The sequence below is a fragment of the Flavihumibacter sp. CACIAM 22H1 genome, from assembly GCF_001601815.1.
Lineage (GTDB): Bacteria > Bacteroidota > Bacteroidia > Chitinophagales > Chitinophagaceae > Flavihumibacter.
Window position 1 is genome coordinate 21027 of the sequence record NZ_LUKG01000032.1, and the last position, 25842, is coordinate 46868.

Sequence of the window (25842 nt, forward strand, 5' to 3'; positions counted from 1 at the left end):
AAAATTTTAGTTTTTACTTCCATTTTTAAAACGGAGGTTCAGGTTAAATCCAATCGTACGAGCTGTTGGTAAACTGGTTCCTTCTATACCTAAGTAATTGATGTTTGCACCAAAAGAAGCTTCTGGATCGATGTTATCAGATTTTTTCATGAAATAGAAGAGATTACGTCCTACCACTGAAATCGTAGCTCCTCTGAACAAAGGAACTTTGGTGAACAGATTTTCAGGGAAGGTATAACCCAGGTTGATCTGGCGCAGTTTTACGAAATCACCATCCAATACGTTGGTTTTGGTAATTCTTCTTGCCAGCTCTGTGTAATAGGATTGTGCAGGGGCTGCTTCGGTATTTTGCTGACCATTTTCAAGGTAACCAATAGTGATACCTGATTCACGACCTTCTAAGGTCATTTTGTGCAAACCACGGGTCATAGCATAGTGCTGGGTTGCAGACAGGATATTATTACCATAGTTGAAATCGATCAGGAAAGAGAAGCTGAAACGCTTGTAGTTAAATTCGTTGTTCCATCCACCATAGGTTGTTGGCAGGGTGCTTCCCATCGGGATCAGGTTACCACGCAGCGGTAAACCATTGTCATCTACCAGTACATCGCCTTTTGCATCATACTTGTAATCAAATGCAAATATTTGCGGACCGGCATAACCAACTGCATAAGCAGTTACGGCATTTCCGATCACAGCACGGTTGGTACCCAGGTTAAGATTGGTTTTGTTTGGATTGGTAGCGAGGATCTTGTTTTTAACATAAGTGAAATTCACAGAGGAAGTCCAGGTGAAGTTTTTAGTCCGAATAGGAATTGCGGTTAATTGTACTTCCACCCCTTTATTCTGTGTTGAACCGGTTGCAACGAATCCGCTTGTAAAGCCAGAAGAAATACTGTAGGAAGCCGGCATAATTTCATCCTTGGTTTCGCGGGTATATGCGGCGAAATCAATGTTCAGTCGGCTATCGAAGAATCTCAGGTCAAACCCAACTTCAAATTCTGATACGGCAAACGGACGCAGCAGACCATTGGGCAGCGACTGGTTATAGTTTCCAACCGGAAGACCATTATAAGTGTTACCCAAAGAGTAATAAAGTGACGTGGTATAAGGACGTTGGGGCTCACCACTGGTTTGTGCATAAGATGCTCTGAATTTACCATAGTTCAGTGCTTTTGAATTCAACAGATCGTGGAATACAAAACTGGCTGAAACAGATGGGGTAAAAATACCAGCTACATCAGATGGGAAAGTTGAATACGCATCGTAACGACCGGTGGTACTCAAGGTGATCATGTTTTTGTATGCGAAATCCAATGAGTAGAAAGCAGAGTTAACCTGTTGCTTAGAGAAATCATACCCACGGTTGAAATTCACTACGTTATTGAACGTGTACTGATAAGGAACGATGAACGGACCACCACCCACAGAAATGCTTTCAAAACGATTCACCCTTTTGTTAGCACCTACTGTAAAATCAAGGCCAAGGTCATCGGTAAGGTTACGATTACCTCCGATCAATGCCTCATAGTTAATTTCGGTTAATTGAGATTTACCGATTCCATTTAAACCACCGCGGCGGTCTTGAGAATAGGCCGTTCCCCAGGGAGTTACACTGAAGCTGTTATCATCCGAATTATCATACCCTACACGACCCTGAACATACAACCATTTCAACAGGTCGTAACGAACAGAAGGCGTTACAATAATACGACGACGGCCGAGGTCATTCCGGAACTGGTTAACCACGAAATAAGGGTTAGTTACATAAATATCGTCGCTGAAAACCGTCTCGTTTCCGGTAGCAGGGTCAAAACCAGGTGCTAACCAACGGATGTCTACGTTATTAGCCAGAAAAAATCCATTATTAGCATTCAACGGACCATCACTCAGGTAAGGGCGGTTCTGAGAACGCTCATCTATATAATTACCAATCATGCTGATACTCAGCTTATCGGTAATTTTTTGCGTAAAGTTCATGTTAACGGTATTCCGCTTAAGACCACTATTTGGCAGTATTGATTTACTGTCCAGATTAGAAAGACTTATACGGAAATTACCCATTTCACCACCTCTGGAAAAAGCAACCGTGTTGGTCATGCTGGGTCCATTGCGGTAAAAATTATTGATATTTCCTTTTACAGCAGAATATGGATAACTGTTTCCATCAAACTGTGTAACTGGCGATCCGTCTAAGCGGGCACCCCAGCTTAAACGGGCATTGGTTTGGGCAGCAGCGGCTGAGTTTGGCTTTTGACCGCCAACACCCTGACCATATTCATATTGCCAGTCGGTGAAGTCAAGCGCCCGGTCTACCATGTAGTTCAGGTTATAGTCGATATTATAATCTCCTTTTCTGGCACTTTTGGTAGTAATTACAATAACACCGTTCGTAGCACGGTTTCCGTAAAGCGCAGAGGCAGACTGTCCTTTCAATACAGTCATGCTTTCAATATCATCCGGGTTCAGGTTTCCTAAACCATCTCCATTATCTGCACCACCCCACTCACCTGCAGCACCGCGCTGTGAGTTTTGCATGGGTACCCCATTGATTACAATCAAAGGAGAGCCGGAACCGGTCATACTGGGCATACCGCGCAGCAATAACTTGGAAGTACCACCCGGACCAGAAGACGTGCTGGAAACTTTAAGACCAGCTACCCGTCCGGAAAGCGCATTACCTACGTTGGTTTCCCGTCCAACAGACAGGGCGTCATTTTTAACCGTAGTTACCGCGTAACCCACTTTCCTGGCTTCTTTTACGATACCAAGTGCGGTTACCACCACCTCGTCCAGGTTTCCTTCTCCCGGATCCAGTGATAACATGAGGCTGGTTTCGTTGGCATCTACCGAAATGGTTTTAGTGGTGTAGCCAACTGAACTGATGTCTAACTGAAAAGCTCCTTCTGGCACTGTCATACTAAAGGAGCCATTGGCGTCGGTTACCGCCGAGAAATTCTTCCCTTTCACTTTTAGTGTGGCAGAAGGAATTCCAGATCCGGTTTTTGAATCTTTCAATAAACCGGACAGTTGCCTGGTTTGTGCTGACAGAACCGAACTGATTAACAGCATCAGCACGAGCAGTCGTAATTCTCTCATTATGCAATTTGTTTAATGATGAAAAATGGACTTGTTTCCAAGTATATTTTCTGGTTACATCATTAAGTGCCTCATAATGAGATCTTGTAACAACTTGTTAAAGATTTTTTTTTAGATTTTCCGACTTTTTAAAAAACGAAGGCAATGGCGGGGGTTTTACCCAGCTCTTTTTTGAGTTTTGCCGGTATTTCAACGGTTACCTGATCACCTACCACCTTGTATTTCAACTTTTTACCGGTTTGCAATTCGGTAATCCCGGCCTTGCCCGGAAGATTTTTTGTCCAGCTGATGGTAGCCGGTAGTTCCTCCGTCTTAACCAGGTGAATGGCATATTTAGCCGACTTGTCTTTAGCCTGGGTAAAGAAAACAGCGCCATCGGCATAATGCTCGGTGGTACGGGTAGCATAGATAGCCCGTCCATTTTTTTTGAGCCATCCCCCAATTTCGGTTAAGCGGGCCACCGCTTCCTCCTGCAATACTCCTTCGGCAGTAGGCCCAACGCCTAATAACAAACTGCCTCCTTTGGCTACAATTTCCACCAATTGATGAATTACCTGCGAAGCCGATTTATAGTGTTCATTGGGTACATAACCCCAGGCCCCACCCAGGGTTATGCAGGATTCCCAGGGATGCTCCAGCTTGGTATCCGGTACACGTTGCTCCGGTGTCTGGTAGTTTTCATAAGGTCCATGAACCGTTCTATCCACTACCAGTAACCCGGGTTGTTTTGCCCGGCTGTTGCGCGCAATAGTGGCCATATCAATATCCTGGTCCCACTCCGGTATGGGAGCGCCCCAACTCCGAACCTCGTCATTAACGGTAACCAATGGGCGAACCCAGCCACCATCGAGCCAAAGGATATCTACTTTCCCGTAATTACTCATGAGTTCATCGATCTGGTTATGGGTATATTGTTTAAAGGCCTGCCATCTCCAGGGAAATTTCCGGATATCATAGTTGTTGTTCCGGTTAGGGGTAGCGTACATTGGCCACCAGTAATTTTCAGAATGCCAGTCGGGCTTGCTAAAATAAGCGCCGATCAGCATACCCTTTTTCCGAAAGGATTCAAATACATATTTTGCTACATCCGCCTTAGGATGGGAGGCGAATGGCCCCCGGGCAATCGAATAATCAGATTGTTTGGTATCAAACATGGCAAAGCCATCGTGGTGCTTGGTGGTAAAAACCAGGTATTTCATACCGGCCGCTTCAGCAGCAGCAGCCCACTGGTCAGGGTCAAAACGGGTGGGATTAAATTTTTTACTCAGGCCCCAATACCATTGTTTGAAGTTCTCATAATTGGAGGTACTATCTCTGGTTATCCAGTCCTCTGAACAAAGCGCCCAGGATTCGATCATGCCCGGAACAGCATAAACACCCCAGTGAATAATCATCCCGAATTTCTGGTCGCGCCAGTTCTCCAGCTTTTCTTTTACCAGGGGATCGGTTGGCCATTCGTATTGGGTGGATTGATGATGCAGGGAGTTTTGTGCCTGTACGCCTAAAGCAAAAAAAGCCGTTACGCAAACCAGTAATCTTTTCATACAACTGTATTAGGAAAATTTTTCAAGTAATTAGTTAGCCCAGAAAATGGGAAAATACAACTTATCCTTATCACGTACTGCCCCATAATTCACATTATACGTTATTTCATTACCCGGATATAATAATCGTTTCGGCGGTGTGGGGGCTTCGGGCTGGCTGTTGACAGGAAAATTCAACACCGGGAAGCCGGTTCTTCTTTGTTCTGCCCAGGCCTGGTTAGCTTGTAGAAAACCAAAGTGCACCCAACGTTGCAAAGCAATTTTTTCTAATTTTTCCGTGGAACTGCCCATCAGCTGAATGCCCGGCTCCTGTAAAAACCCGGCCAGTTCCTCGGCACCGGGAAAAGGCTCCGGTTGTTTATAGGCGCTGTTCAGTTGTTGTAAATGATAATAAAACTGGATGGATTGCTGAATACCTGTATAATACCATTTTTCAGCATCGCCCCCTCCCCATCGCAGGAAGGCTTCGGCTTTCAAAAAACTAAGTTCCGCTGCGGTAATTACGATACCAGGGATACGAGCATTGTATAAAAAGGTGGCCGAATCCAGCACTGCAAATTTCCCCAGGTTTACCTGTTGCTGCTCCAGGGTCCAATTAATAGGAAGTGCTTTATACGTTGGGTTTGCACCATTTTTATCGAAAAAAACGGGTATCCTTGGGTCTTTCACCGGCAACATAGCCGATTCCAGCAAAAAATAAGGGGCTGGGTGATTGGTAAGTTCGGTTAGGGCATCCCGTAAGTTAAGCGTATAATTGGCCAGGGGCTGCAATAATATATCTTCCTGCTGGGGCTGGTAACGGTCCTGTGTACTGAGTAGCGGAAAAAGTTCCGGTTGCGCCAGCATTTCACGCACTTCCTGCCTGGCAAAATTTTCCTGTACCCCGGATATACGCATAAGCAGCCTTAGTCTTAATCCATTGGCATAACTCCGCCATTTTTGCAGGTCGCCAGTCAATAAAAAATCCTGTGTAGCAAAAAGATTGCGTACCGGCACATCGGGCTGAACCTCCGAAAAATATTGATTCAGCGCTTTTAATGCTGCAATCGCTTCGGTATAAATAGCGGCGGCATCGTCAAACTTTGCCATCACCGGTTCTCCACGGGCATTTAAACTGCCGGCTTCGCTGAACGGAATATCTCCCCACAGATCTACCATCTGGCAAGCCTGGTCGTACCAAACAACCTGGGCCGCCTGCAGGAAGACCCGCATTTTTTCTTTTTCCGTATCGTTTAAGGCCTGGTATAATTTTTCAATTTCCCGGTACAGGGCCATGGTGCCTGTTCCGTTTCCAATGGGCCGGTAAAAATCATTCCACCGGCTTTCCGTATAACTACCGTTTTGCTGGTAAACACCCGGTGTATTCAGGTAGCCGATCGTTTGGCTGTAGATGCCGGTATGCATGGCCACAAATGTGCGGATTTCCCAGTATGAAGGCCGAACCCGGTAATTATTGAGCAGTTCGGAAAACAATTTCTCTATTCTTGCCGAACTCAACTGATCGGGATCATAGTATAGTTTTTCCAGTTTTTTGGAACAGGAAATGCCCGTTAGCAGCAGGCAATAGAAGAGGATGGTATACGATTTTCTTTTCTTCATATTAAAATCCCAACTGAATAGATGCTCCATAACTCCGGGTAGCAGCAGTGGTACCGTCATCAATACTCTGCCTTGTCCAGGCTGTACCGATGGGCGTTTCGGGATCCAGGTTTTCAAGGGTTCTCCATATATAAAACAGGTTTCTTCCGATCAGGGAAACGCGCATAGATTGTAGTTTCCATTTACTGAGTATTTTGGCGGGCAGGTTATAGGTAATAGAAGCCTCCCGCATTTTGAGGTAACTATTATCATACACCGCGCCTTCTTCGTTCAGGGCATTGGGCCCCCAATAAAACATGTTCATATAATAATATGCAGCGTCCACAAGTTTGGTATTGGGTTTTCCGTCTAGGCCAACTCCCGGAAGAATCAGGCCATCGTGGTAAACACGGGCTCCGCCGGGCGCCGGCTGCTGATGGTTGTCGAGCTGTATTTTCAAGCCGGCTTCATTGATATAATAGGGCAAGCCGCCGTATTTTTCATTCCGGTAAGCCAGGGTAGACGTATACATGCCCGCCCCTGTATTGTATTTGAGTGAGGGTGAAACAAGTTGGCCGCCAATGCGATAATCCATCATACAATCTAGGCTGAACTGTTTAAAGCGGAAAGAATTCAGCCAGCCTCCTATGAAATCGGGCATTACGTTACCCACTTTTTTATACCGGGTATTATCAATCAGGTATAACCCATTTTCGCCGATAACCGGCTGCCCCTGTTCATTGGTTTTTTTAGGGTATACATAAATGTTACCCACTTTCTTTCCTTCTTCCGCCATAATGCGGATAGCGCCCTGTTCCATTTGCAGGTAAACCATTTCCTTTACACCTGGCGCCAGGCTCCTGGTTTTGGTAGATACATAAGACAGGTTGAACGAGGTTTTCCAATGGTAGTTTCTTTTCAATACCGGGATCGCATCCAGCCCCAGCTCTATTCCTTTTGAAAACAAGGTACCGCTGTTAACCAGTCGGGAGGACGCCCCCATGCTCGACGGAATGGTTAACTGAAGAATCTGGTTGCGGGTTAAATTGGAATACCAGGTAAAGTTAATTCCCAACCGGTTATTCAGCGTTACGGTTTCCAAACCCAGTTCAAGTTCCTCTTTTTGCTCGGGCCGTATCTGGTTATTGCCATACCTGGTTTGACTTTGCTGGGTAGAAACATTGCCATTTTGGGTGGGAATAACCTGCTGCGAATAGGTAATGGCGGCCGTGTACGGAGGCGGCGAATTACCTACCCTACCATAACTGGCTCTTAACTTGGCGGTATTAATAAAGGAGGGTAAGTCAAATGTTTCGTTCAGTAAAATACTACCATTTACAGATGGGTAGAAATAGCTGTTATTACCCGGGGGCAGCGTAGAGGAATATTCTTTTCTTGCGGTCAGCTCCAGGAAATACAAATTTTTATAGGAAGCCTGTGCAAAGCCCAGCCAGGCATAATGTAAACTATTAATTCGTTGCGTTGAATTGGAAACCGGTCCATAGGAATTGGCCAGGTTAAACCAATTTTCTTTTACCAGTCCGCCGGTGGTCATCGAAAGCTGATCGGTATATTTCTCTTCTCTTGCCTGGTAACCACCGTTGAAGCTAAGTTTTACAGACTCGCCTATTTTGGCATCATAGGTGGCCAGGAAATCGCCGTACAACAAACTGTACCTGCCATTCGAATTGCCATAAGCACCTGTGCTACCCATGGTATTAAAGGCTTCGGGGTATTCGTTAAAATTAGTTGTTTCGGTTTGCAGGCTGGTAAAATCCTGTCCTACTCTTGCCCTGAAATACAATTGCTCATTAAAGTTATACCGCAGGGTGGCTACACTAAACAAGCGGTTTTGGTTTTCTTCTTCTTTATTCCGTAACTGCGTCCATAATAAATTCAGCGCTTCTTCTTTGAATGGGAAGGCCAGGGCCTCGGCCGGGTTGCGCTGCCATTGGTCGCTGGGCACCCATTTATAACCTTCTGTAGTTTTATATCTGTCAAATAAAAGGGCCGTTTTCTCCGCCCGGCTTATAAACCCGTTGTAAGCGGAAACAATCCTGGCTAATTGCAGGGGGCGGTTATCGACCTTGCTGTTTACCCAACTGAACACCACCTCGGCCGCCAGTTTGGGAGAAATCTTGTACTGGGTATTCAGGAAAAAAGTAGTGCGCTGCAATTGTCCGCCGACCTGTATGCCTTTATAATCGTTCCGGGTTAATGCCATGCGATAGGCGGCTTTTTCCGTCTGGTCGGCAAATGCGATATTAACCAGCGAGTTCATGCCGGTTCGAAACAAAGCCCGGTAGTTATCGGGTTGGGGGCTGTAAGACTGGTAACTGCCATCCCACCAGGGTACCACCTGGCCTTCCATTCTTGGACCAAATTGCGCCCAGGAAAGAAAATTAGGGCGCAGCTCATTGGCATTTCCATCGCCGTCAGCGTCTACGGGTATCCAACCCTCTTCAGTGGCGCCAGCTGCCAGGTTACTGATCCTATCGAGCCCCGGTCCGAATTCATTTTGGAACTTGGGCAGAAAAGCCGCTTTTTCCGCATTGACAGCATAATTAAACTCGATGCCCATTCCTTTTTTCCGGGTGCCTTTTTTAGAGGTTATTACCACTACCCCATTGGCTGCTTCGGAACCATACAAAGCAGTTGCACTGGCTCCTTTCAGAATGGTTATACTTTCAATATCAAGCGGATTTATATCCAGGATGCCATTGCCCCGGATCCGTTGATCCTCCCAATAGCCATTGTTATTAATGCCTGCGGTGCCTTTTTCATTGATGTTACGAATAACTGCGCCGTCGAGTATATACAGTGGCTGCGCATTAAAATTGAGTGAGTTTAGCCCCCTGATCTGTACCTGTACCGCGCTGGTGGCTCCTCCCGGCGCGGTAGCTATCCGAACACCAGCAGCTTTTCCATAGAGGGCAGTTGCAAAATTGGTATTAGCAACCCGGTTAATTTCATCCGACTGAATAGTGCTGAGGGCATATCCAAGGCTCTTTTTTTCCCGCTGAACGCCGAGGGAAGTAACAACCACTTCCGCCATTTCGCGTTGTTCGGGCTCCAGTAGAATCCGAAGCTGATCGCCCTCCTGGATATGGGTAATTTTCTGACTAAGAAAGCCAATAGAACTAACCTGAATAAATTCCGGCTTGGGTGCAGTAAGTACAAACCGTCCTTCCCCATCGGTCGTAACGCCTGTCCATTTACCCTCGTGCTTTAGCTCTACACTGGCATTGGGCACGGGCGCCCCCTGTGTACTTAATACGATGCCTTTAATAGGCATAACCAGTTCGGAGAAACTGGTAACCGGGCCAATACTGCTGGGTTTAGCGGTTGATTCAATAATAACAAAAGTGGTGGCTGTTACCTGTTTGAAATGTAAGCCGGATTCCGCAAGCAGACATTCCAATATTTTTTCTACCGGCAGCTCACCAAAGGGGCAGGGCTTTACCTGCTTTTCGCCAAACGATTGATGGGCAAATAAAAAATAGGCCCCCCTTTTCTGGTGGAGCTCCTTTAAAATATCAAATAAGGGGCGTGTTTCAGTTTGGCCATAAACAACCGAACCTGTCAACCAAACCAGCAAAAGCAGGGTTGTACAGCCATAATAAGGTAGTCTGGCAGCAGTTCTTTTAATCATTCAGTAGCAGTAGCGGTACCCGAACCACTAAGTCTAGCGAGCTGCCGGCCCAATCAAAACATCCATACCATCTCTTTGTACGGTAAATTCCTGTGTAGCTTCCAATGATTGAACAAAAATATCCAGGTTATCAGCCGGTAAAATGGCGCTGATTGTTTTGCGCGAGGTAGTATCGCCTTCAATCCGAACCTTAATACCATACAGGGCTTCAACAGAACGGGCAATTTCTTCCAGACTCGTGTTTTCGAATATGAATTTACGTTCTTTCCAGCCAGTTACCTGCGGAATATTACCCGATTTCCTCACAATATTGCCCTTTTCTAAAGTAGCAGATTCGCCGGGTACCAACTTCATCAGCTCGCCCGTAGCGGAAGATTTTAATTCGATGCTGCCTTCTGTTAAGAGGATCTCTGTTTTATAGGGTCGCTTGTGAATATTAAACTGGGTGCCTGTTACAATTACATCCAGGTTATCCAGGTGAACCGTAAACCGGTCTTTCTGTGGGGTCGACTGCACTTCAAAAAAGCCTTCGCCTTCCATCCAAACCTCTCTGCCGGGGTTCAATAAATTGGCGTGCTGGTATTTAAGGCGTGAATTACCATTTAAGGTGATCACGGATCCATCGGGTAATTTCTCTTTGGCTATTTGCCCAAAATCGGTTTTTAATTCGGTGGTTTTCGGGTTGAGGTAAAGATTAGCCATCCAGCCTGTACCTGCAACCAGTAATAAAACAGCAGCCACCTGCAGGGGCTTTTTGTACCAGCTAATTATGCGAATGGGGGCCGATTCCTCTTTTTCTTCTGTTAAACCGTTAATACGTTCCCATAAAGCCGCTTCGGCTTTTTTTGCCTGTGCTTCAGGGGTTGCAGCTTCAGCAATACGAACCTGCTCCATCAACTCAATGGCTTCCGCCAGTGTTCCGGCATCAATTTCACCTTTGCTATTACGAATTTCCCACATTCTTGCCAGTTCCTGGTCTGTTTCCAGGTACCAGGCAAGAAACTGTTCGTCACCAATAATTTTTTCCACCGAATCGGGCGCTTGCTTCATGTTTAAAAATTCCTCGCTATTATAGTAACAATTTTGATCTAATTGTAACTTTAATTGTTTCTTTTTTTATATTATGATGCAAAATTGTAGATAAATTACAGTGCAAACGATTGCTCTATTGAAATAAACCAAAATTTAATCTTGAAAGCTGCAAATTCTGATACGGTTTTATGGGATGCCTATAAAAATGGTGATCGTGACGCATTCAGCGAACTCTTCAGAAAATACTACAGCCCCCTTTTTTTATACGGTAATAAAATTGTGCAGGATACCACTATCCTGGAGGATTGCATACAAGAACTTTTTTTTGAACTTTGGAAATCGCGTAACCAGGTGGTGGTTGTTTCGGTGAAAGCTTACCTGTTTAAATCATTGAAATACAAAATATACCGCGCGTTGAACCAGCGGAAAATCCATCCCGAAACTTTATTAAAGGAGGAGATGAACTTTGAATTAAGCCACGATACGCTCCTTATTCATAAAGAAGAAGAACAGGAACGGGCCAAGCAGGTTATCAAGGCCTTTGACCAGTTGTCGAACCGGCAAAAAGAAGTTATTTACCTCAAATATTACCTGGGACTGAGTTACGAAGAGGTGAGCGAAATTATGGAGATCAATTACCAGGTGGCCAGGAACCTGTTATACCTGGCTATCCGGTCCATGAAAAAAATGATTTCTATGGTGAAGCTTTTAATTTTTATACTTTCGCTCATTCATTAAGCAAAAGACCAAATTAAAACAACCATGGTAGATTCATTTGAGAAGATTCCTGTCCGGATTTTCGCCAACCTGAAGGAAGGTTCCCACTTTATTGCCAACGAAATTGCGTCGGTTATCCGCCAGAAACAAGCTGAAGGGAAAAAATGCGTACTTGGATTAGCCACCGGCTCATCGCCCAAAACAGTGTATGCTGAGCTGGTTCGCCTGCACAAAACCGAAGGTTTAAGTTTCAGCAATGTTGTAACATTTAACCTGGATGAATATTATCCGATCGACCAGGATGCCTTACAGAGTTATAACCGGTACATGCGCGAGCATTTGTTTAACCATGTTGATATTAAGCAGGAGAATATTCATATTCCAAATGGTGAACTACCAAAAGATGAAATAAAAAAACATTGCGCTGATTATGAGGCAATGATTGAAGAAGCCGGCGGCATAGACGTACAGATACTAGGCATTGGAAATAACGGACATATCGGGTTTAATGAACCGGGATCAAGCCGCTATTCCAAAACCCGGATGATTACCCTGGACAATTCTACCCGTATTGCCAACTCTTTTGAGTTTGCCAATATTTCTGAAGTACCCCGGCTGGCTGTTACCATGGGCATTGATACCATTTTGAAAGCCAAGCGAATTTACCTGATGGCCTGGGGGCCCATGAAAGCACCCGTAATCCAGAAAGCTGTTGAAGAGCAGGTAACGGAACAAATCCCTGCTTCTTTGCTTCAGCAACATAATGATACTATTTATGTGGTGGATGAGCTGGCGGCGGCTGAATTAACCCGCTTTAAATCGCCCTGGTTAACGGGTGATATTGAATGGACCCCTACCATGATGAAAAAAGCCGTGGTAAGCATGGCTTTGAAAACAGGAAAACCTATCCTGGGTTTAACAAACAGTGATTACAACGACCATGGGTTGGGCGATCTGCTGGTAGAAAAAGGCGATGCCTACGAAATAAACCTGCAGGTATTTTATATGCTGCGCGATGGTATTACGGGCTGGCCCGGCGGAAAACCCAATGCAGTGATTCCGGCGCATCCCGAGCGGTCACTGCCTTACCCTAAAACCTGCCTCATCTTCTCCCCTCACCCCGATGATGATATTATTAGCATGGGTGGCACGTTTATGCGCCTGCACGATCAGGGGCACGATGTTCATGTGGCCTACCAAACCAGCGGTAATATTGCAGTTACCGACGAGTTTGTGACAAGGTTTATTGATTTTGCTGTAGGCTTTGAAGATATTTCCGGAATAGACAGCAGCAAATCAAGAGAAATACTTACCGCAGCCCACCAGTTCCTGGCCAATAAAAAACCAAGCGAAAGCGATACAGCGGAAATCCGTGCCATTAAAGGACTGATTCGCCGGGGGGAAGCAAAAGCAACCTGCCGTTATGTGGGAATTAAAGACGAAAATGTACATTTTCAAAATCTTCCTTTTTATGAAACCGGACGGGTGGAGAAAAAGCCGATGGGCGAAGAAGATGTTCAGCTTACCATGGAACTGCTGCGCAAGGTAAAACCCCAACAGGTGTATTGTGCCGGCGACCTTGCCGATCCGCATGGAACGCATAAAGTTTGTTTGGACATCGTATTTGAATCACTTCGCAGAATAAAGGCAGCGGGCGATGAATGGATAAAAGATTGTTGGGTTTGGTTGTATAAAGGCGCCTGGCAGGAATGGAACCTGGAAGAAATTGAAATGGCTATCCCGATGAGCCCCGACCAGGTTATGAAAAAACGTTTCGGCATTTTCATTCACCAGTCGCAAAAAGATATGGTTCCTTTTCAGGGCTCAGATTCACGTGAATTCTGGCAGCGTGCAGAAGACCGGAATGCCGAAACGGCCCGGCAGTATGCGCAGCTCGGATTAACACAATACGCTGCTATGGAAGCATTTGTGCGCTGGCATTATTAAAAAATTTAAGGGAAATCGATTTTGATTTTTTGGAAATTAAGATTCGATTCCCTTATCTTTGCACTCCCTTAAAGGGAATGGCTCCGTAGCTCAACTGAATAGAGCATCTGACTACGGATCAGAAGGTTTCAGGTTTGAATCCTGACGGAGTCACCAACCAGTTATAAAAGAGATTAATTTGTTACACAAATTAATCTCTTTTGTTTTTTACGGAATGGCAATAAATAGCTTCAATGCTGCCGGATATACCTGATACGTTTAATCCGGTCTCCACTAAGCAGCAACTCTCCGTTCAAAAACTCTAAACGGTATGCACCTGCCAGCATTTTGGTGCTCGTAACTAAAATTGCTGTTGATTTTTTGTTGTTGCGAACCAGCTCATAGTTCAGGGCTTCCAATTGCCGGATATGTAAGGTGGTATTGGTTTCCCGATTATAATAGACGCCCTCATAATCTTTGGCGTCGATGGGAGCAGTTAACGGGGTGGTTTTTACCAAAGTGTAAGGCGCATGGGTGGTATAATAAGCCGTAACCTGCAACTGGCCTTGTTCATTCCTGGTAAACGCCTGTTTAAAAGCGGAGTCGTATTTCTGGTGAAAAATATTTGCTGCTTCTCTTTCCAGTTCCACGTCGTTTCTGCCCATCCTTTTTAAAAAGAGTTGCTGGTTTCTTACTTCAAACTGGAAGGCAAAATCAGTTGTTGTGAGATAGGTGCCAACAATATCTTCTTCTCCGATATAAGCACCAACCGTCGAAGGCCTGGTTACCGGTTGCTCAGCCATAGCAGCATTGCCCAGGAGCAGGTCGGCCATCTGCCTTGTTTGTTGTGCTGGAATGGATTTACCGGTGTTGGTGAACGTGAGCAGGCTGGTTCTACGGGAGGGGAAACGGATTAGGGTAGCTTTCCAGGCACCTGTTGCTCCTTCATGAAACACATAATCAATTCCCTTATACCTGCCAAACTCAAGCCCGTAGCCATATAGCTTGATGGAATCTCCCGCTACAGGCAGTTGACTTAGTTCAATAATGCGCCTGTTTAGTTGCCTACTACGGTGGGTTTGTACTATTTTTTCCCACTGAACCTGGTCCGGAAGCGTGGTAAAAAGGTTACCGTCTCCCACCACATTCCAGCGCCAGTCATAGGTGGTCCAGGTATCAAAATTAAAATAGGCTTTTGCGATCGGACCCCGGATAGCCCGGTAATCGGGTTCAAAAGAGGTATGGTACATGGCCATTTTGCGAAACAAGGCGTTGGTATAATCCAGGAAACTTTTACCCGAAACTTTTTCTACCAGCAGGGCGAGCAGAATATAATTTGAATTACTATAAAGGTAGGTTGAATGGGGAGTAAAGTTCAGCTCCTCCTGCTGTTCCAGTAAAGCCAGTATGTCTGCATTGGAAAGCGAACGTTCCCACCAGGTATACCCCTGCAAACTCAGTAGATCATAACAATCTCGAATACCGCTGGTATGGGTAAGCAAACTCTGCACCGTTATTTTTTCCCTGATGGCGGGATAGAGCCGGGGAAACCATTTTCGGATGTCGTCCGATAAGTTTATCTGCTTAGTTTCCACCAGGTTTAATACCGCCAGGGCAGTAAACTGTTTTCCGTTGGAGGCAATATTGAAGCGGGTGTTACTGTTTATCAGGCTGCTGTCCATAAAATCGGCATACCCTGCATATTTTTCGTATACCAACTGACCGTTTTGAACAATAGCGGTCGCAATTCCCGGAGCCCTGGGCGGCACATCCTGCAAGGCAATGCTATCCAGTTTTTGTTGCCATTTATCGAGCCCCTGCGCCAGCAATAGCTTTGGCATAACAACAACTAATAATAAAAGGTAACGCATGTTTTTTTCTCAAATTTGGGGGCGTTTTTTCCGCTGATCGCCCCAGATCCTGATTTGACACTCATTTTTGATGGTATTTTTCGATATACTCTTTCGGACTTATCGATTTTGCCCGCTTAAATGCCCGGTTAAAAGTGGATTTTGAATTAAAGCCAGCTTCATAGGCAAGTGCCAGCAGGGTTTGCACCGTATGTTCACCTTCCTCAATTTTTCGGATCACGGCTTCAATCCTGTAGGCATTTACAAAATCATTGAAGTTCATCTGAAACCCATCATTAATTACCTGCGATACTTTTTTGGTATGCGTGCCGAGTCTGCTGCTTAGATCCGAAAGAATGAGCACGGGGTTTTCATACAGTTTTTCCTCTTCCATCAACCGCTCTATTTTCTGTTTCCATTCCACAAGATCCGGCAAACTGGACCTGCTTTGCAAGGTTTCCTCATCTATCTCAGCTACCTGCAAAGCGGCGGGTGGCGGATTGGGCAATGGCAGTGCCCGGCCGGCCAGGGAAGTACCCGTTAAAATGGAATTGGCATACCCACTAATTGTTACATAATAAAACAGCACCGAGAAGCTGAGGTAATACCAGAATTTTCTGCCAAACGCATCCCATTCAGGGTTAACCAGGAAAAAAAGAACCCGAATGGCGATCAATACTAAAAACGCAAGCAGGAAACGCCTTGCCCACTTGAACATAACAGAATCGGCATAGCTGACCTCATTGTACGTGATGCGCTTGTATTGCTTATAGGTTTGCAGGCATTTGAGCAGGTAGTAAACCAGCATCAGCAAGCCGGCCACCTGGTACCAGGTGGCAAAATCTTTGTCTTTACCATCTTCGTAAAAATAATAGGTACCCTTCAGTACCCGATCGTTCAGAAAAACCAGTAAAGCATACAGCAGGTATAATACAGCAGGTACAAAATGAAGGCGGTGCTTTTTGGAAAACCTAAATGAGTTGTCTAATAAATACCTGCAATAAAAATATAACACTACTGGCAACAGAAACAGTTGCTGAAAAGGAATATAAAAAAGCAGGGTCCTGTACAGTTCCTGGGAATACCAGCCGGCGTATCCGAACATGAACGGCGCAATGTACATGGAACACAAGAAGGAAAAAAAACTAAGCCAATAGCTTGATTTATCCTCGTGTTGAAAACCTTTTATTGCCAAGAGAACCGAAAAAACAATACCATGCACAAAAAACAGCAGTAAGATCGAACTTTTGAAACCAAAAGAAAAATACATAACAGCAGGAGGAGTTTAGCCTGCAGCAATATAAGGCTTTGATCAAGGATAGAAGCAGCCTGTTGAACCGCTGTACCTTATTTAATTTTATCCCGTAGAGCCCTGGAAGATTTGCTATAGGATTGCACCACCTCTTTTACCTCTTTTGGCAGTTCATTAAATTTCTCCGCAACCAGGGAGGCATCTTCTGCAATGTTTTTATCATATCCGAGGATACCCGGCGCATTTTCCTGGATCAATAAGCGCAGAAAACGGAATTCCACATTTTCATTGTCTTCTTGAATGGCTTTTTCAAGTTTCTCTTTTCCTGCCCGGAAGGTTTCCAGTTTATTGGCGGGGCCTTTAACAACGTCGGCCTTTTTCATCAGCAGGGCGCCGGTATAGGCATAGTCTGCCGGGGAATTGCTGTTTTCCAGTTTTTTCAATTGGGCATCAATGAGACTGCTTTCCCTGGAAGCCAGCCCTTCGTATAATTCTTTTACCTGGCTAATACTTTGAGTACCGGTGAACAGCCCGGTCAATAAGAGAACCACTTTTAAAAATACATTCATTACCAACCTGGTTTTGATCAGCTACAAAAAAACAATGCCCCAAAAACGCCGACATAACCTGTGTAAAAAAGCTACAGGCTGCGGCATTCTGTATACAAATCTACACCACCATACGGTATGGCGGCTGTTAAACTACTGCGTTGCCGGCATCGTCGATACCCAATATAGCGTTGGCGAGTTTCTTCCATTGAATGGCTGCGGCCCCCAGGGCTGCCAGTTCACTCACTACGGTATTTCGCAAGGTGTCTATTTTTTTGGCTGCAACTGCCGTCTGTTCATTTCTTCCATGAATGCCTGCTCTAAGCACTTGTCCCGTTCGTTCCAGTAAAAAGGTACTGCTTGCTCGGGGATCAAAAAAATGCGCCGGGCCTTCCGGTAAAGAAGGATCCTGTGAGGGTCTTACCCGCAGCAAAACAGCTTGGCGCCGGGTATCCGCTTCGCTTTCCTCCACTGCTTCAATTTGTACCCAGTCATAGCCATGACCGGCAAGAGATCCGGGGCCGGGTAGATCTATGCGGATAAAATCTTTGGGTAAAGGCGCCCGTTCCAGTTTATTTCCGGTTTCATCAAGCAGGCTGAAGTCTGCCGACAAACCTGCACTGATCCGACCCCAGTAGTTAATATCAAGCAGCCTGTTCCTGGCCAGCAGGAACGCTTCTCTGGCCAATTGTGCTGTGGCAAAAGAACGCTGTTCAACAATATCCGATTGCCGGCCTTCTTCCTGCCTGGGAATAGGCACTTGTTCCTGATCAGTTACTGCCATCTTTTTGTTATTTAGTTATTACCTTCCCCTGCAAAAACCCGGCCCTCCGCAGAACCGTTTTATTCAATCATGAAGATTATATTAGTCAGCATCGGAAAACAACAGGATGCTTCCACCAAAGAAGCGGTGCAGGATTTTACGCAACGAATCAGCCGTTATTTTCCTTGTGAATGGAAGCTATTACCGCCTGCCAAATCAACCGATCCCGTCCAGATAAAAAAAACAGAAGCGCAACAAGTACTGCAGGGGCTGCAGGCCGAGGATTACCTGGTTTTGCTCGATGAGCGGGGAAAAAACATCAGCTCCCCGGAGCTGGCGCAATTGATCCAGGACCGGGCAAATGAAAGCAGGAAGCAGCTTGTTTTTTTGATCGGAGGCGCTTACGGGGTTGATACGGCGCTTCAGCAAAGAGCTAATTTTACCTGGAGTTTATCCAGGTTGGTTTTTCCTCATCAACTGGTACGGCTGATCCTGGCAGAACAGGTGTACCGGGCCTGCAGCATTCTGCGCAATGAAAAATATCATCATAGCTAGGCTGGTTTTGGAATTTGGAAATCTATAGTATCTTTCCCCCATGATTAGCATTACCCTGTCCATTGTTATTTTAACAGTAGCCATTTCCCTTTCGGCCTTCAGTAAGGAAAAGATCAAGGAAGACCTGCTATTCTGGCCTGCACAAATTGAAAGTCAAAAACAATACTATCGTTTTATCACCAATGGATTTGTACATGGCGACCTGGTACACCTGGCTTTTAATATGGTGGCCCTTTTTTCTTTCGGTGAGTACGTAGAAGGCTACCTGTATGCTAATCCGATGTTATTCGGCTCCAAGGCTAAACTGGTATACCTGGGGCTTTACCTGCTGGGGTTGATCGTGTCAGTTATCCCGGATTATTTCCGGTACAGGAATAATTATGCCTACCGTGCCCTGGGGGCCTCTGGTGCCGTATCTGCCGTTATTTTTTCCTTTATAATGCTCGACCCCACCCAAAAAATATCCATTTTCTTTATCCCCGGCATACCTGGTTATATATTCGGCATTATTTTCCTGGCACTTTCGGCTTTCCTGGCCAAACGGGGCGGCGATAATATTGGTCACCGGGCGCATTTTTCCGGCGCAATTTTTGGTGTTTTGTACACCATTATTATGGCGAAGCTAATTGCCAATATAGACATCATTCCCGCTTTTATTGAAACCATCAAAGGCCGGTATTAAGCTGAAATAGAATTACCCGGGTGGTGGAAGTGGTTACTTTAAAACGGTCGTCCGGTCTTTGACCGGCGAGCCAGCATATTCTTTTGCCCGTTTCCAACAGCCAGATTTTTTCCTTATCAAGGCGGCTGATTTTCTGATCGATTAAAAACCGGGCAATTTTTTTCTTTTTACGCATACCCAGCGGATAGAAATAATCTCCTGCTTTCCATCTGCGCAGCAATAGGGGAAATTCAACACGGGCTGCATCCAGCACCGCCGTCGCAGCATCGGCCGGCAATGCCTGGCCTGCATAGGGCTGGCTTGTCCAACTCAATTCTCCGCCTGCAAAACGGACCGTGCCCTGCTCCTCTTCCAACACCACCCATTCCTGTTCTTCTTCTTTTTTTGGCGACAATACCAACCATTCGCGGTTTTTTAACAAGAGGTAAGAACCCTGGCGAATGTATTGACCTGTTTGACTTTCCATTAACCCGATGGCCTGTTCTACCTGCTCCGGACTAAACCCAAGCGGATAAAGCCATTCGAACAGGATATACCGGGCCCCTTTCAACAATTTCCATTGGCGGATAGGCAACCATTGCTCCTCTCCGTTTATGTGAACCAGTTTCTTAAGCGTACGGGTCATTTTTTCATCCGCATAGGCAGCCAGGCTTTGCAGGTTCCGGCTGTTCTGGTACATACGTAGAATACCGTCTTTGTTTATTTCCTTAACAAGAGGAATCAACTGGTGCCTGATCTTATTGCGGGTATACTTATCCGTTGCATTGGAGCTGTCTTCGACCCAACTTAGCTGTTCCTGCTTTGCATAGGCTTCCAAAGCTTCCTTTTCCACCATTAACAAGGGCCGGCAAAGCCCGTTCCGGGAGGGCAGCATGCCGCTTAAGCCTGCAATACCCGAACCCCTGAATAAATTCAGGAGAATAGTTTCGGCCTGATCATCTGCATGGTGCGCCGTAAGTATATAGGCTTTCTGACGGCTTGTTGAACCGGTGTTCTTTGGTTGTATAATTTCCTGTAACCAGGTATAACGTTCCTGCCTGGCCCACTCCTGTATATTTCCTTTTTTACCGTCGCGGCCTGGGTTTATTCTTTTGGTATGAACAACCAGCTTCCAGTCAGCGGCCAGTTGCTGCACAAATTTTTCGTCGCGATCACTCTCCTCTCCCCGTAGTCCGAAATTCATGTGAGCCAGTTCTATGCGATAACCCAATGCCAGCAGAATATGACAAAGGACCACCGAGTCAAGGCCACCGCTAACAGCCACCACTAACCGATCCTGCCGCGTAAATAACGCTTCTTTCTGAATGAATGCTTCTATATTTTTCAGTAATGCCTGCATACTTAAAATCGAGTAGTTTTCCTCGTACTAATACCTATTATTGCTAAATACAAACACTTAGTTTAGTGGTTGATTTTAAACCATTAATCTTTATCCGTACCCATGCCTAACCAGGGATTTGTCATATTACTTATAGACCAACTTACCTTTGTTTGTTTAGTTATTTCCATCTTTCTCCTGTTCTTAAAAAAAGCCTGGAATAAACCGCTCTTTTTATTCCTTGGATTAAACTGCTTATACAGCGTGTTACTATTTATAGTAGGCTGGGTATACGGTTTGTTTTCTATCCAGTATGAACTGATCGCAAACCTAAGTATTCATATCGATACACTCACAGGCCTGGGGGTTCTTTATCATCTGTGGCCCGATAAAACCTACCAACGTTTCCTGGTATACAGTGTTTTGCCGGTATTACTTACCTGGATGCTTACCATGTTATTTATGGGTCCGCAAAAAACCACTACCTGGAACCTGGTATTACCGGCCTCCTGGTTCCTGATGGCTGCAGCATATTCTATGTTGCTGCTTTATAAAAGATCTTTTTATAACGAAAATGCACATTACCTGAGTAAATTCCTTTTTATTGCTGGTTTTATGTTCTACAATTTTGTGTACCTGATCATTGAGGGTTGTTTTATTCTTTTTGCACAGGAGGCTGGCGCTGAAGATGCCTGGAACATCAATTACTGGAGTTATTTTATTTTCCGCTTATTGATATTATCGGGTATTCTCGCCTGGTATCATACCCCCCGGATGGCTACCAATAACCTCGTTAGTATTAATAAATAAGGTCTTCCAAGGCGGCTCTTAGCTCTCCAAATGCATGCCGGTCGCCTGCCTGGGTAGCGGCTTCCATTCCTTGTTGGTATACCCGGATGGCTTCCTCCGTTTGTGCCTGGCGTTCTAATAACCTACCTAATTGATAATAGGTACCCACATAACCCGGGTTGTCCATTAATAAGTTTTCAAACACCTGGCGGGCTTTTTCATCATCGCCCAGCTTGGCATATTCCAGTCCCAGTGCATGGTGCAGAAAGGAATCTGTGGGATTGGCTGCGAGAAAAGCCTGCAATTGTTGAATTCTATCCATAACTTATTTGAAAAATTTAACGCGAAAAACGTTGGTAAAAAACTAACAAACGTATATTTGTATTAGGTAGTTGCATAAACAACTTTTAATCTAAAGAAACGAATGCTGTATGAAAATTCTAGTTTGTATTAGTAAAACGCCGGATACTACGGCAAAAATAGCTTTCACGGACAATAACACGAAATTCGTAACAGAGGGAGTTCAATGGATTCTGAATCCGTATGATGAATGGTATGCCCTGGTGCGTGCCATCGAGTTAAAAGAGAAGGATCCGTCTGTTACCATCCATTTAATAAATATTGGCGGTGCCGACAATGATGCAATTATCCGGAAAGCATTGGCCCTCGGCGGCGATGAAGCCATTCGCGTAAACCTGGAAAGTACCGATAGTTTTACTATTGCCAGCCAGATTGCCGCAATTGCTAAAGAAGGCGCTTATGACCTGATTTTTACAGGTAAGGAAACCATCGATTACAACGGATCTTCCATTGGCGGAATGGTTGCGGAATTGCTGGATATGCCCTTTGTGTCACTGGCTACCAAATTTGAGTTAAACGGTTCGGTTGCCACGCTTAACCGAGAAATTGAAGGTGGTGAGGAAACGGTGGAAGCGCCGCTGCCGCTGGTAGTAAGCTGCCAGAAAGGGATGGCCGAGCAGCGCATTCCAAATATGAAAGGCATTATGGGCGCCAGGACCAAACCACTGAAACTAGTGGAACCGGTTGCGGTAGACGCTTTAACCAGTATTGCGTCTTTTGAACTGCCCCCGGCAAAAGCGGGTGTAAAATTGGTACCGGCCGACCAGCCCGAAGAACTGGTGCGCCTCTTACACGAAGAAGCAAAAGTCATTTAATCTCCTCACCTATCTAAAAAACGATTCCATGTCAGTATTAATATACGTTGATCAGGCCGATGGCCAAGTCAAAAAAGCTTCGCTTGAGGCGGCCAGTTACGGGGCCGAAGTAGCCAGTCAATTAGGGGTAGAAGCCAATGCGCTGGTGCTGGGAACACCGGAGGTCGACCTTAGCAGCCTGGGCAGCCAGGGCATTAAAAAGGTTTTCCAGGTAAAGCAGGCCGAACTCAACCAGTTTGATGCGCAGCAACAGGCTGCCGTAATTGCCGAAGCGGTTAGTAAAACCGGTGCTACCATAGTGGTTTTGTCCAATAACCTAACAGGTAAGGCCCTTGGACCGCGTTTATCTGCCCGCTTAAAAGCCGGGCTGGTGGCAGGTGCAGTGGGTTTACCCGATACATCCGCCGGTTTCGTGGTTAAAAAAGGCGTGTTCAGTGGAAAAGCTTTTGCCAGCATCCAGGTACCTACCGCACTAAAAATACTGGCCTTAACTCCCAATGCCTTTGCAGTAAAAGAAGGGGGCGGTGTCGCGGTGGTAGAAGAATTAGCGGTTGCTGTACCGGCGGCCAAAACCAAACTGATCAGCACCAATAAAATAAAGGGACAAATTCCCCTGAGTGAAGCCGAGTTGGTAATCAGCGGGGGCCGTGGTTTAAAGGGGCCGGAAAACTGGGGCATGATCGAGGAACTGGCGCAGTTACTGGGCGCAGCCACTGCCTGTAGCAGGGCGGTTGCGGATGCACATTGGCGGCCACACCACGAACACGTGGGACAAACAGGCGGATCCATTGCTCCCAATTTATATTTTGCCGTAGGTATCTCCGGGGCCATTCAACACCTGGCCGGTGTAAACCGGAGTAAGGTAATTGTGGTGGTTAATAAGGACCCGGAAGCGCCTTTTTTTAAGGCAGCCGATTATGGGATTGTCGGGGATGCATTTGAAGTAATGCCGAAAATAATAGAGGCCGTAAAAAAATTAAAAGCTTCGTAAACAGAGGGGGTAATCCCCTCTTTGTTTTTTATTAAAATCCCGTAGTTTCGTGCCTTCATTATGAGGAAGATAGAACTGGAAATAGTTGCCCTGTCGCACAGTATAACCCAAACGCACTCTTATGCAGTGGTTTTAGGCGAAGTAAATGGTTTGCGCAGGCTGCCCATCGTTATTGGAGGCTTTGAGGCTCAGGCAATTGCTGTGGCATTGGAAAAAATGCAACCCAGTCGCCCGCTTACCCATGACCTTATGAAAAATTTCATGAATGCCTTTAATGTAGAACTCACCGAAATCATAATCAGTGATTTACAGGAGGGTATTTTCTATTCCAAACTGGTATGCGTAGGCGAGCATGATACGGTAGAAATTGATTCCCGTACATCCGACGCATTGGCTCTTGCCGTACGATTCGGATGCCCCATTTATACCTATGAGAATATCCTGGAAAATGCGGGCATACTCATGGAAGATACATCCGGCAAAAAGAAAAAGCAGGTAAGTGCACCTGAGCGGGAGGATACCGGCAATGACGACCTGCGTGCCCTTAGCCTGGAGGAGTTACATACACTGTTGAACGATGTGTTAGAGCAGGAAGATTATATCCGGGCAATTGCCATCCGGGATGAGATCAACAGCCGCAAAAAATAAGCGCCAAATCGCCGGAATTGATAGTATTTCCCAATGCAAAAATTAACCTGGGCCTTCAGGTGAATGGCAAAAGGCCGGATGGTTACCATTCCATAACCACCGTATTTTATCCCCTGCAGGTAGCAGATATGCTGGAAGCCGTTCGGGCAGAACGTTTTCATTTTGCTTCAAGCGGATTAGCCATTGATGGCAGTTCGGAAAACAATCTCTGTATCAGGGCCTGGAAAAAAATGGAAGAAAGTTTCCAGCTCCCTCCTGTTTCCATCCATTTACATAAAATAATTCCGATGGGGGCTGGCTTGGGAGGCGGCTCCTCCGACGGAGCTTTTATGTTATCCTTACTGAACCGCCTGTTTAATTTGAACTGTCCGCCTGAACAGCTAAGTCGTTTTGCCCTGGAACTGGGCAGTGATTGTCCGTTTTTCCTCCTGAATCAGCCTGCCCGGGCCACCGGCCGCGGAGAGGAACTGTTTCCTCTGGAGCTACCCCAGCTAAACGGCAAAATGCTTCTGTTAGCAAATCCCGGCATTCATATTTCCACAGCCTGGGCATTTGGGCAGTTGGAACTCAGCAAAGCAAAACCGCCTTTTCCGGCCATAGAAGCCCTTCCGCTGGAGCAGTGGAAAGACCAACTGAAGAATGATTTTGAAGAAGTTGTGTTCAGAGCCTATCCTGAAATTGAAGCCATCCGTACGCAGTTTTATGCAATGGGTGCCCGTTTTGCGGCGATGACAGGTACCGGCTCTACGGTGTACGGAATTTTCGATGCCCTGCCCGTTAACTGGAAACAGCAGTTCCCCGCGCACTATACCCTGCTGGAATCAAAATAATTAGCTATCTTGCTCCTGTACATGAAAAGCTGCAAGAATATACCTGCTTTTTTATCCTTCAATCTTGATTTTCTCAATCATTGAAGCAGGTAAGCTGTTTTTAAAGGGCGTATACTGCCCGTACTTTTTCATTACTTCTTTTTTCAACCTAGAATAATTTTTCAACTATGTCAGTTGCTTTAACTGCTTTGTCTGAAAAGACGCAGCATTATCTCGATCTGGAAGACCGGTACGGTGCCCATAATTACCATCCCCTGCCGGTTGTATTATCAAGGGGCTCGGGGGTTTTTCTCTGGGATGTGGAGGGTAAACGGTATTATGATTTTTTGAGTGGGTATAGCGCGGTCAACCAGGGCCACTGCCACCCTGCCATTATCCAGGCCCTGGTACAACAGGCACAGGAACTTACGCTTACATCCCGGGCCTTTCATAATAACCAATTGGGTGTATATGAACAATATATTACCCGGCTGTTTGGCTACGATAAGGTGCTACCGATGAATACCGGTGTGGAAGGGGGAGAAACTGCCATTAAACTGGCGCGCAGGTGGGCATATGTAAAGAAAGGGGTTACTGAAAATAGTGCCCGGATCGTATTTGCGGAAAATAATTTCTGGGGAAGAACCCTGGCGGCTATCTCTTCTTCTACCGACCCAAGCAGTTATTCACAATTTGGCCCTTTTATGCCAGGTTTTGACCTGGTACCGTATAATGACCTGGCGGCGCTGGAAAAGGCATTGTCGCACCCCGATACGGCGGCATTTATGGTAGAACCCATCCAGGGTGAAGCGGGTGTAGTGGTACCTGATGAGGGTTATCTGCAGGGGGTACGCGAGCTCTGTACCCGGTACAATGTATTATTCATTGCCGATGAAATACAAACCGGCCTAGCC

The 25842-nt window shown here is 45.8% G+C and carries 21 protein-coding genes and 1 tRNA gene; 11 read left to right on the forward strand and 11 right to left on the reverse strand.

All coding sequences use genetic code 11. From position 1 onward, the window contains the following. Positions 1 to 6 precede the first annotated feature (6 nt). The 5 genes from A1D16_RS10630 to A1D16_RS10650 form a co-directional block, all read right to left on the reverse strand. On the reverse strand, positions 7 to 3099 hold the full coding sequence (locus tag A1D16_RS10630; RefSeq protein WP_290709345.1) for a SusC/RagA family TonB-linked outer membrane protein: 3093 nt from the start codon (positions 3097 to 3099) through the stop codon (positions 7 to 9). A 128-nt stretch (positions 3100 to 3227) separates the two neighbouring features. Then, a complete protein-coding gene (locus A1D16_RS10635; protein ID WP_290709346.1) occupies positions 3228 to 4643 on the reverse strand; it encodes an alpha-L-fucosidase in 1416 nt (471 codons plus the stop codon). Between the two features lie 30 nt (positions 4644 to 4673). Further along, the gene (locus A1D16_RS10640; RefSeq protein WP_290709347.1) at positions 4674 to 6272 is read right to left on the reverse strand and encodes a SusD/RagB family nutrient-binding outer membrane lipoprotein; all 1599 of its coding nucleotides are present in this window, start codon (positions 6270 to 6272) and stop codon (positions 4674 to 4676) included. Next, a complete protein-coding gene (locus A1D16_RS10645; RefSeq protein ID WP_290709348.1) occupies positions 6244 to 9873 on the reverse strand; it encodes a SusC/RagA family TonB-linked outer membrane protein in 3630 nt (1209 codons plus the stop codon). The genes A1D16_RS10640 and A1D16_RS10645 overlap by 29 nt, the downstream gene beginning before the upstream one ends. A 33-nt stretch (positions 9874 to 9906) precedes the next feature. Next, the gene (locus A1D16_RS10650; RefSeq protein WP_290709349.1) at positions 9907 to 10923 is read right to left on the reverse strand and encodes a FecR domain-containing protein; all 1017 of its coding nucleotides are present in this window, start codon (positions 10921 to 10923) and stop codon (positions 9907 to 9909) included. A gap of 141 nt (positions 10924 to 11064) precedes the next feature. On the opposite strand from A1D16_RS10650, the gene A1D16_RS10655 reads away from it, so the two are divergent. The 3 genes from A1D16_RS10655 (at position 11065) to A1D16_RS10665 (ending at position 13725) form a co-directional block, all read left to right on the forward strand. Next, on the forward strand, positions 11065 to 11643 hold the full coding sequence (locus tag A1D16_RS10655) for a sigma-70 family RNA polymerase sigma factor (RefSeq protein ID WP_290709350.1): 579 nt from the start codon (positions 11065 to 11067) through the stop codon (positions 11641 to 11643). Between the two features lie 12 nt (positions 11644 to 11655). Further along, positions 11656 to 13569 (forward strand): glucosamine-6-phosphate deaminase, encoded by a 1914-nt coding sequence (gene nagB / locus A1D16_RS10660; protein ID WP_290709364.1) that lies wholly within the window; start codon positions 11656 to 11658, stop codon positions 13567 to 13569. A gap of 79 nt (positions 13570 to 13648) precedes the next feature. After that, a tRNA-Arg gene (locus A1D16_RS10665) sits at positions 13649 to 13725 on the forward strand. Positions 13726 to 13799: 74 nt separating this feature from the next. Here the strand turns inward: A1D16_RS10665 and A1D16_RS10670 are convergent. The 4 genes from A1D16_RS10670 to A1D16_RS10685 all read right to left on the reverse strand — a co-directional run bounded on the left by A1D16_RS10670 (position 13800) and on the right by A1D16_RS10685 (position 17982). Continuing rightward, on the reverse strand, positions 13800 to 15419 hold the full coding sequence (locus A1D16_RS10670) for a serine hydrolase domain-containing protein (protein ID WP_290709351.1): 1620 nt from the start codon (positions 15417 to 15419) through the stop codon (positions 13800 to 13802). A 61-nt stretch (positions 15420 to 15480) separates the two neighbouring features. Further along, positions 15481 to 16413: an AraC family transcriptional regulator gene (locus tag A1D16_RS10675; protein WP_290709365.1), complete on the reverse strand. Its 933-nt coding sequence runs from the start codon at positions 16411 to 16413 to the stop codon at positions 15481 to 15483. A 332-nt stretch (positions 16414 to 16745) separates the two neighbouring features. Next, entirely contained in the window at positions 16746 to 17219 is a 474-nt protein-coding gene (locus A1D16_RS10680; RefSeq protein ID WP_290709352.1) for a hypothetical protein, read from the reverse strand. A 127-nt stretch (positions 17220 to 17346) separates the two neighbouring features. Then, the gene (locus A1D16_RS10685) at positions 17347 to 17982 is read right to left on the reverse strand and encodes a hypothetical protein (RefSeq protein ID WP_290709353.1); all 636 of its coding nucleotides are present in this window, start codon (positions 17980 to 17982) and stop codon (positions 17347 to 17349) included. A 69-nt stretch (positions 17983 to 18051) separates the two neighbouring features. Between A1D16_RS10685 and A1D16_RS10690 the strand changes: the two genes are divergently transcribed. Both A1D16_RS10690 and A1D16_RS10695 read left to right on the forward strand, forming a co-directional pair. Beyond that, positions 18052 to 18516 (forward strand): 23S rRNA (pseudouridine(1915)-N(3))-methyltransferase RlmH, encoded by a 465-nt coding sequence (locus A1D16_RS10690; protein WP_290709354.1) that lies wholly within the window; start codon positions 18052 to 18054, stop codon positions 18514 to 18516. Between the two features lie 40 nt (positions 18517 to 18556). Further along, positions 18557 to 19198: a rhomboid family intramembrane serine protease gene (locus A1D16_RS10695; RefSeq protein WP_290709355.1), complete on the forward strand. Its 642-nt coding sequence runs from the start codon at positions 18557 to 18559 to the stop codon at positions 19196 to 19198. Here the strand turns inward: A1D16_RS10695 and tilS are convergent. Then, the gene (gene tilS, locus A1D16_RS10700; RefSeq protein WP_290709356.1) at positions 19182 to 20537 is read right to left on the reverse strand and encodes a tRNA lysidine(34) synthetase TilS; all 1356 of its coding nucleotides are present in this window, start codon (positions 20535 to 20537) and stop codon (positions 19182 to 19184) included. The two genes, A1D16_RS10695 and tilS, sit on opposite strands and share 17 nt — an antisense overlap. 243 nt (positions 20538 to 20780) lie before the next feature. Between tilS and A1D16_RS10705 the strand changes: the two genes are divergently transcribed. Then, the gene (locus A1D16_RS10705) at positions 20781 to 21326 is read left to right on the forward strand and encodes a hypothetical protein (protein ID WP_290709357.1); all 546 of its coding nucleotides are present in this window, start codon (positions 20781 to 20783) and stop codon (positions 21324 to 21326) included. Here the strand turns inward: A1D16_RS10705 and A1D16_RS10710 are convergent. Beyond that, the gene (locus A1D16_RS10710; RefSeq protein ID WP_290709358.1) at positions 21316 to 21627 is read right to left on the reverse strand and encodes a tetratricopeptide repeat protein; all 312 of its coding nucleotides are present in this window, start codon (positions 21625 to 21627) and stop codon (positions 21316 to 21318) included. The genes A1D16_RS10705 and A1D16_RS10710 overlap by 11 nt on opposite strands. A gap of 109 nt (positions 21628 to 21736) precedes the next feature. Between A1D16_RS10710 and A1D16_RS10715 the strand changes: the two genes are divergently transcribed. The 5 genes from A1D16_RS10715 to rocD all read left to right on the forward strand — a co-directional run. Beyond that, entirely contained in the window at positions 21737 to 22480 is a 744-nt protein-coding gene (locus tag A1D16_RS10715; protein ID WP_290709359.1) for an electron transfer flavoprotein subunit beta/FixA family protein, read from the forward strand. Between the two features lie 28 nt (positions 22481 to 22508). After that, a complete protein-coding gene (locus A1D16_RS10720; RefSeq protein WP_290709360.1) occupies positions 22509 to 23471 on the forward strand; it encodes an electron transfer flavoprotein subunit alpha/FixB family protein in 963 nt (320 codons plus the stop codon). A 60-nt stretch (positions 23472 to 23531) separates the two neighbouring features. Further along, positions 23532 to 24119 carry a bifunctional nuclease domain-containing protein gene (locus A1D16_RS10725; RefSeq protein ID WP_290709361.1) on the forward strand — a complete coding sequence of 196 codons (588 nt, stop codon included), beginning with the start codon at positions 23532 to 23534 and terminating at the stop codon, positions 24117 to 24119. A gap of 17 nt (positions 24120 to 24136) precedes the next feature. Continuing rightward, a complete protein-coding gene (gene ispE / locus A1D16_RS10730; protein WP_290709362.1) occupies positions 24137 to 24949 on the forward strand; it encodes a 4-(cytidine 5'-diphospho)-2-C-methyl-D-erythritol kinase in 813 nt (270 codons plus the stop codon). A 167-nt stretch (positions 24950 to 25116) separates the two neighbouring features. After that, on the forward strand, positions 25117 to 25842 hold a 726-nt coding region (gene rocD, locus A1D16_RS10735; RefSeq protein WP_290709363.1), incomplete at its 3' end, for an ornithine--oxo-acid transaminase.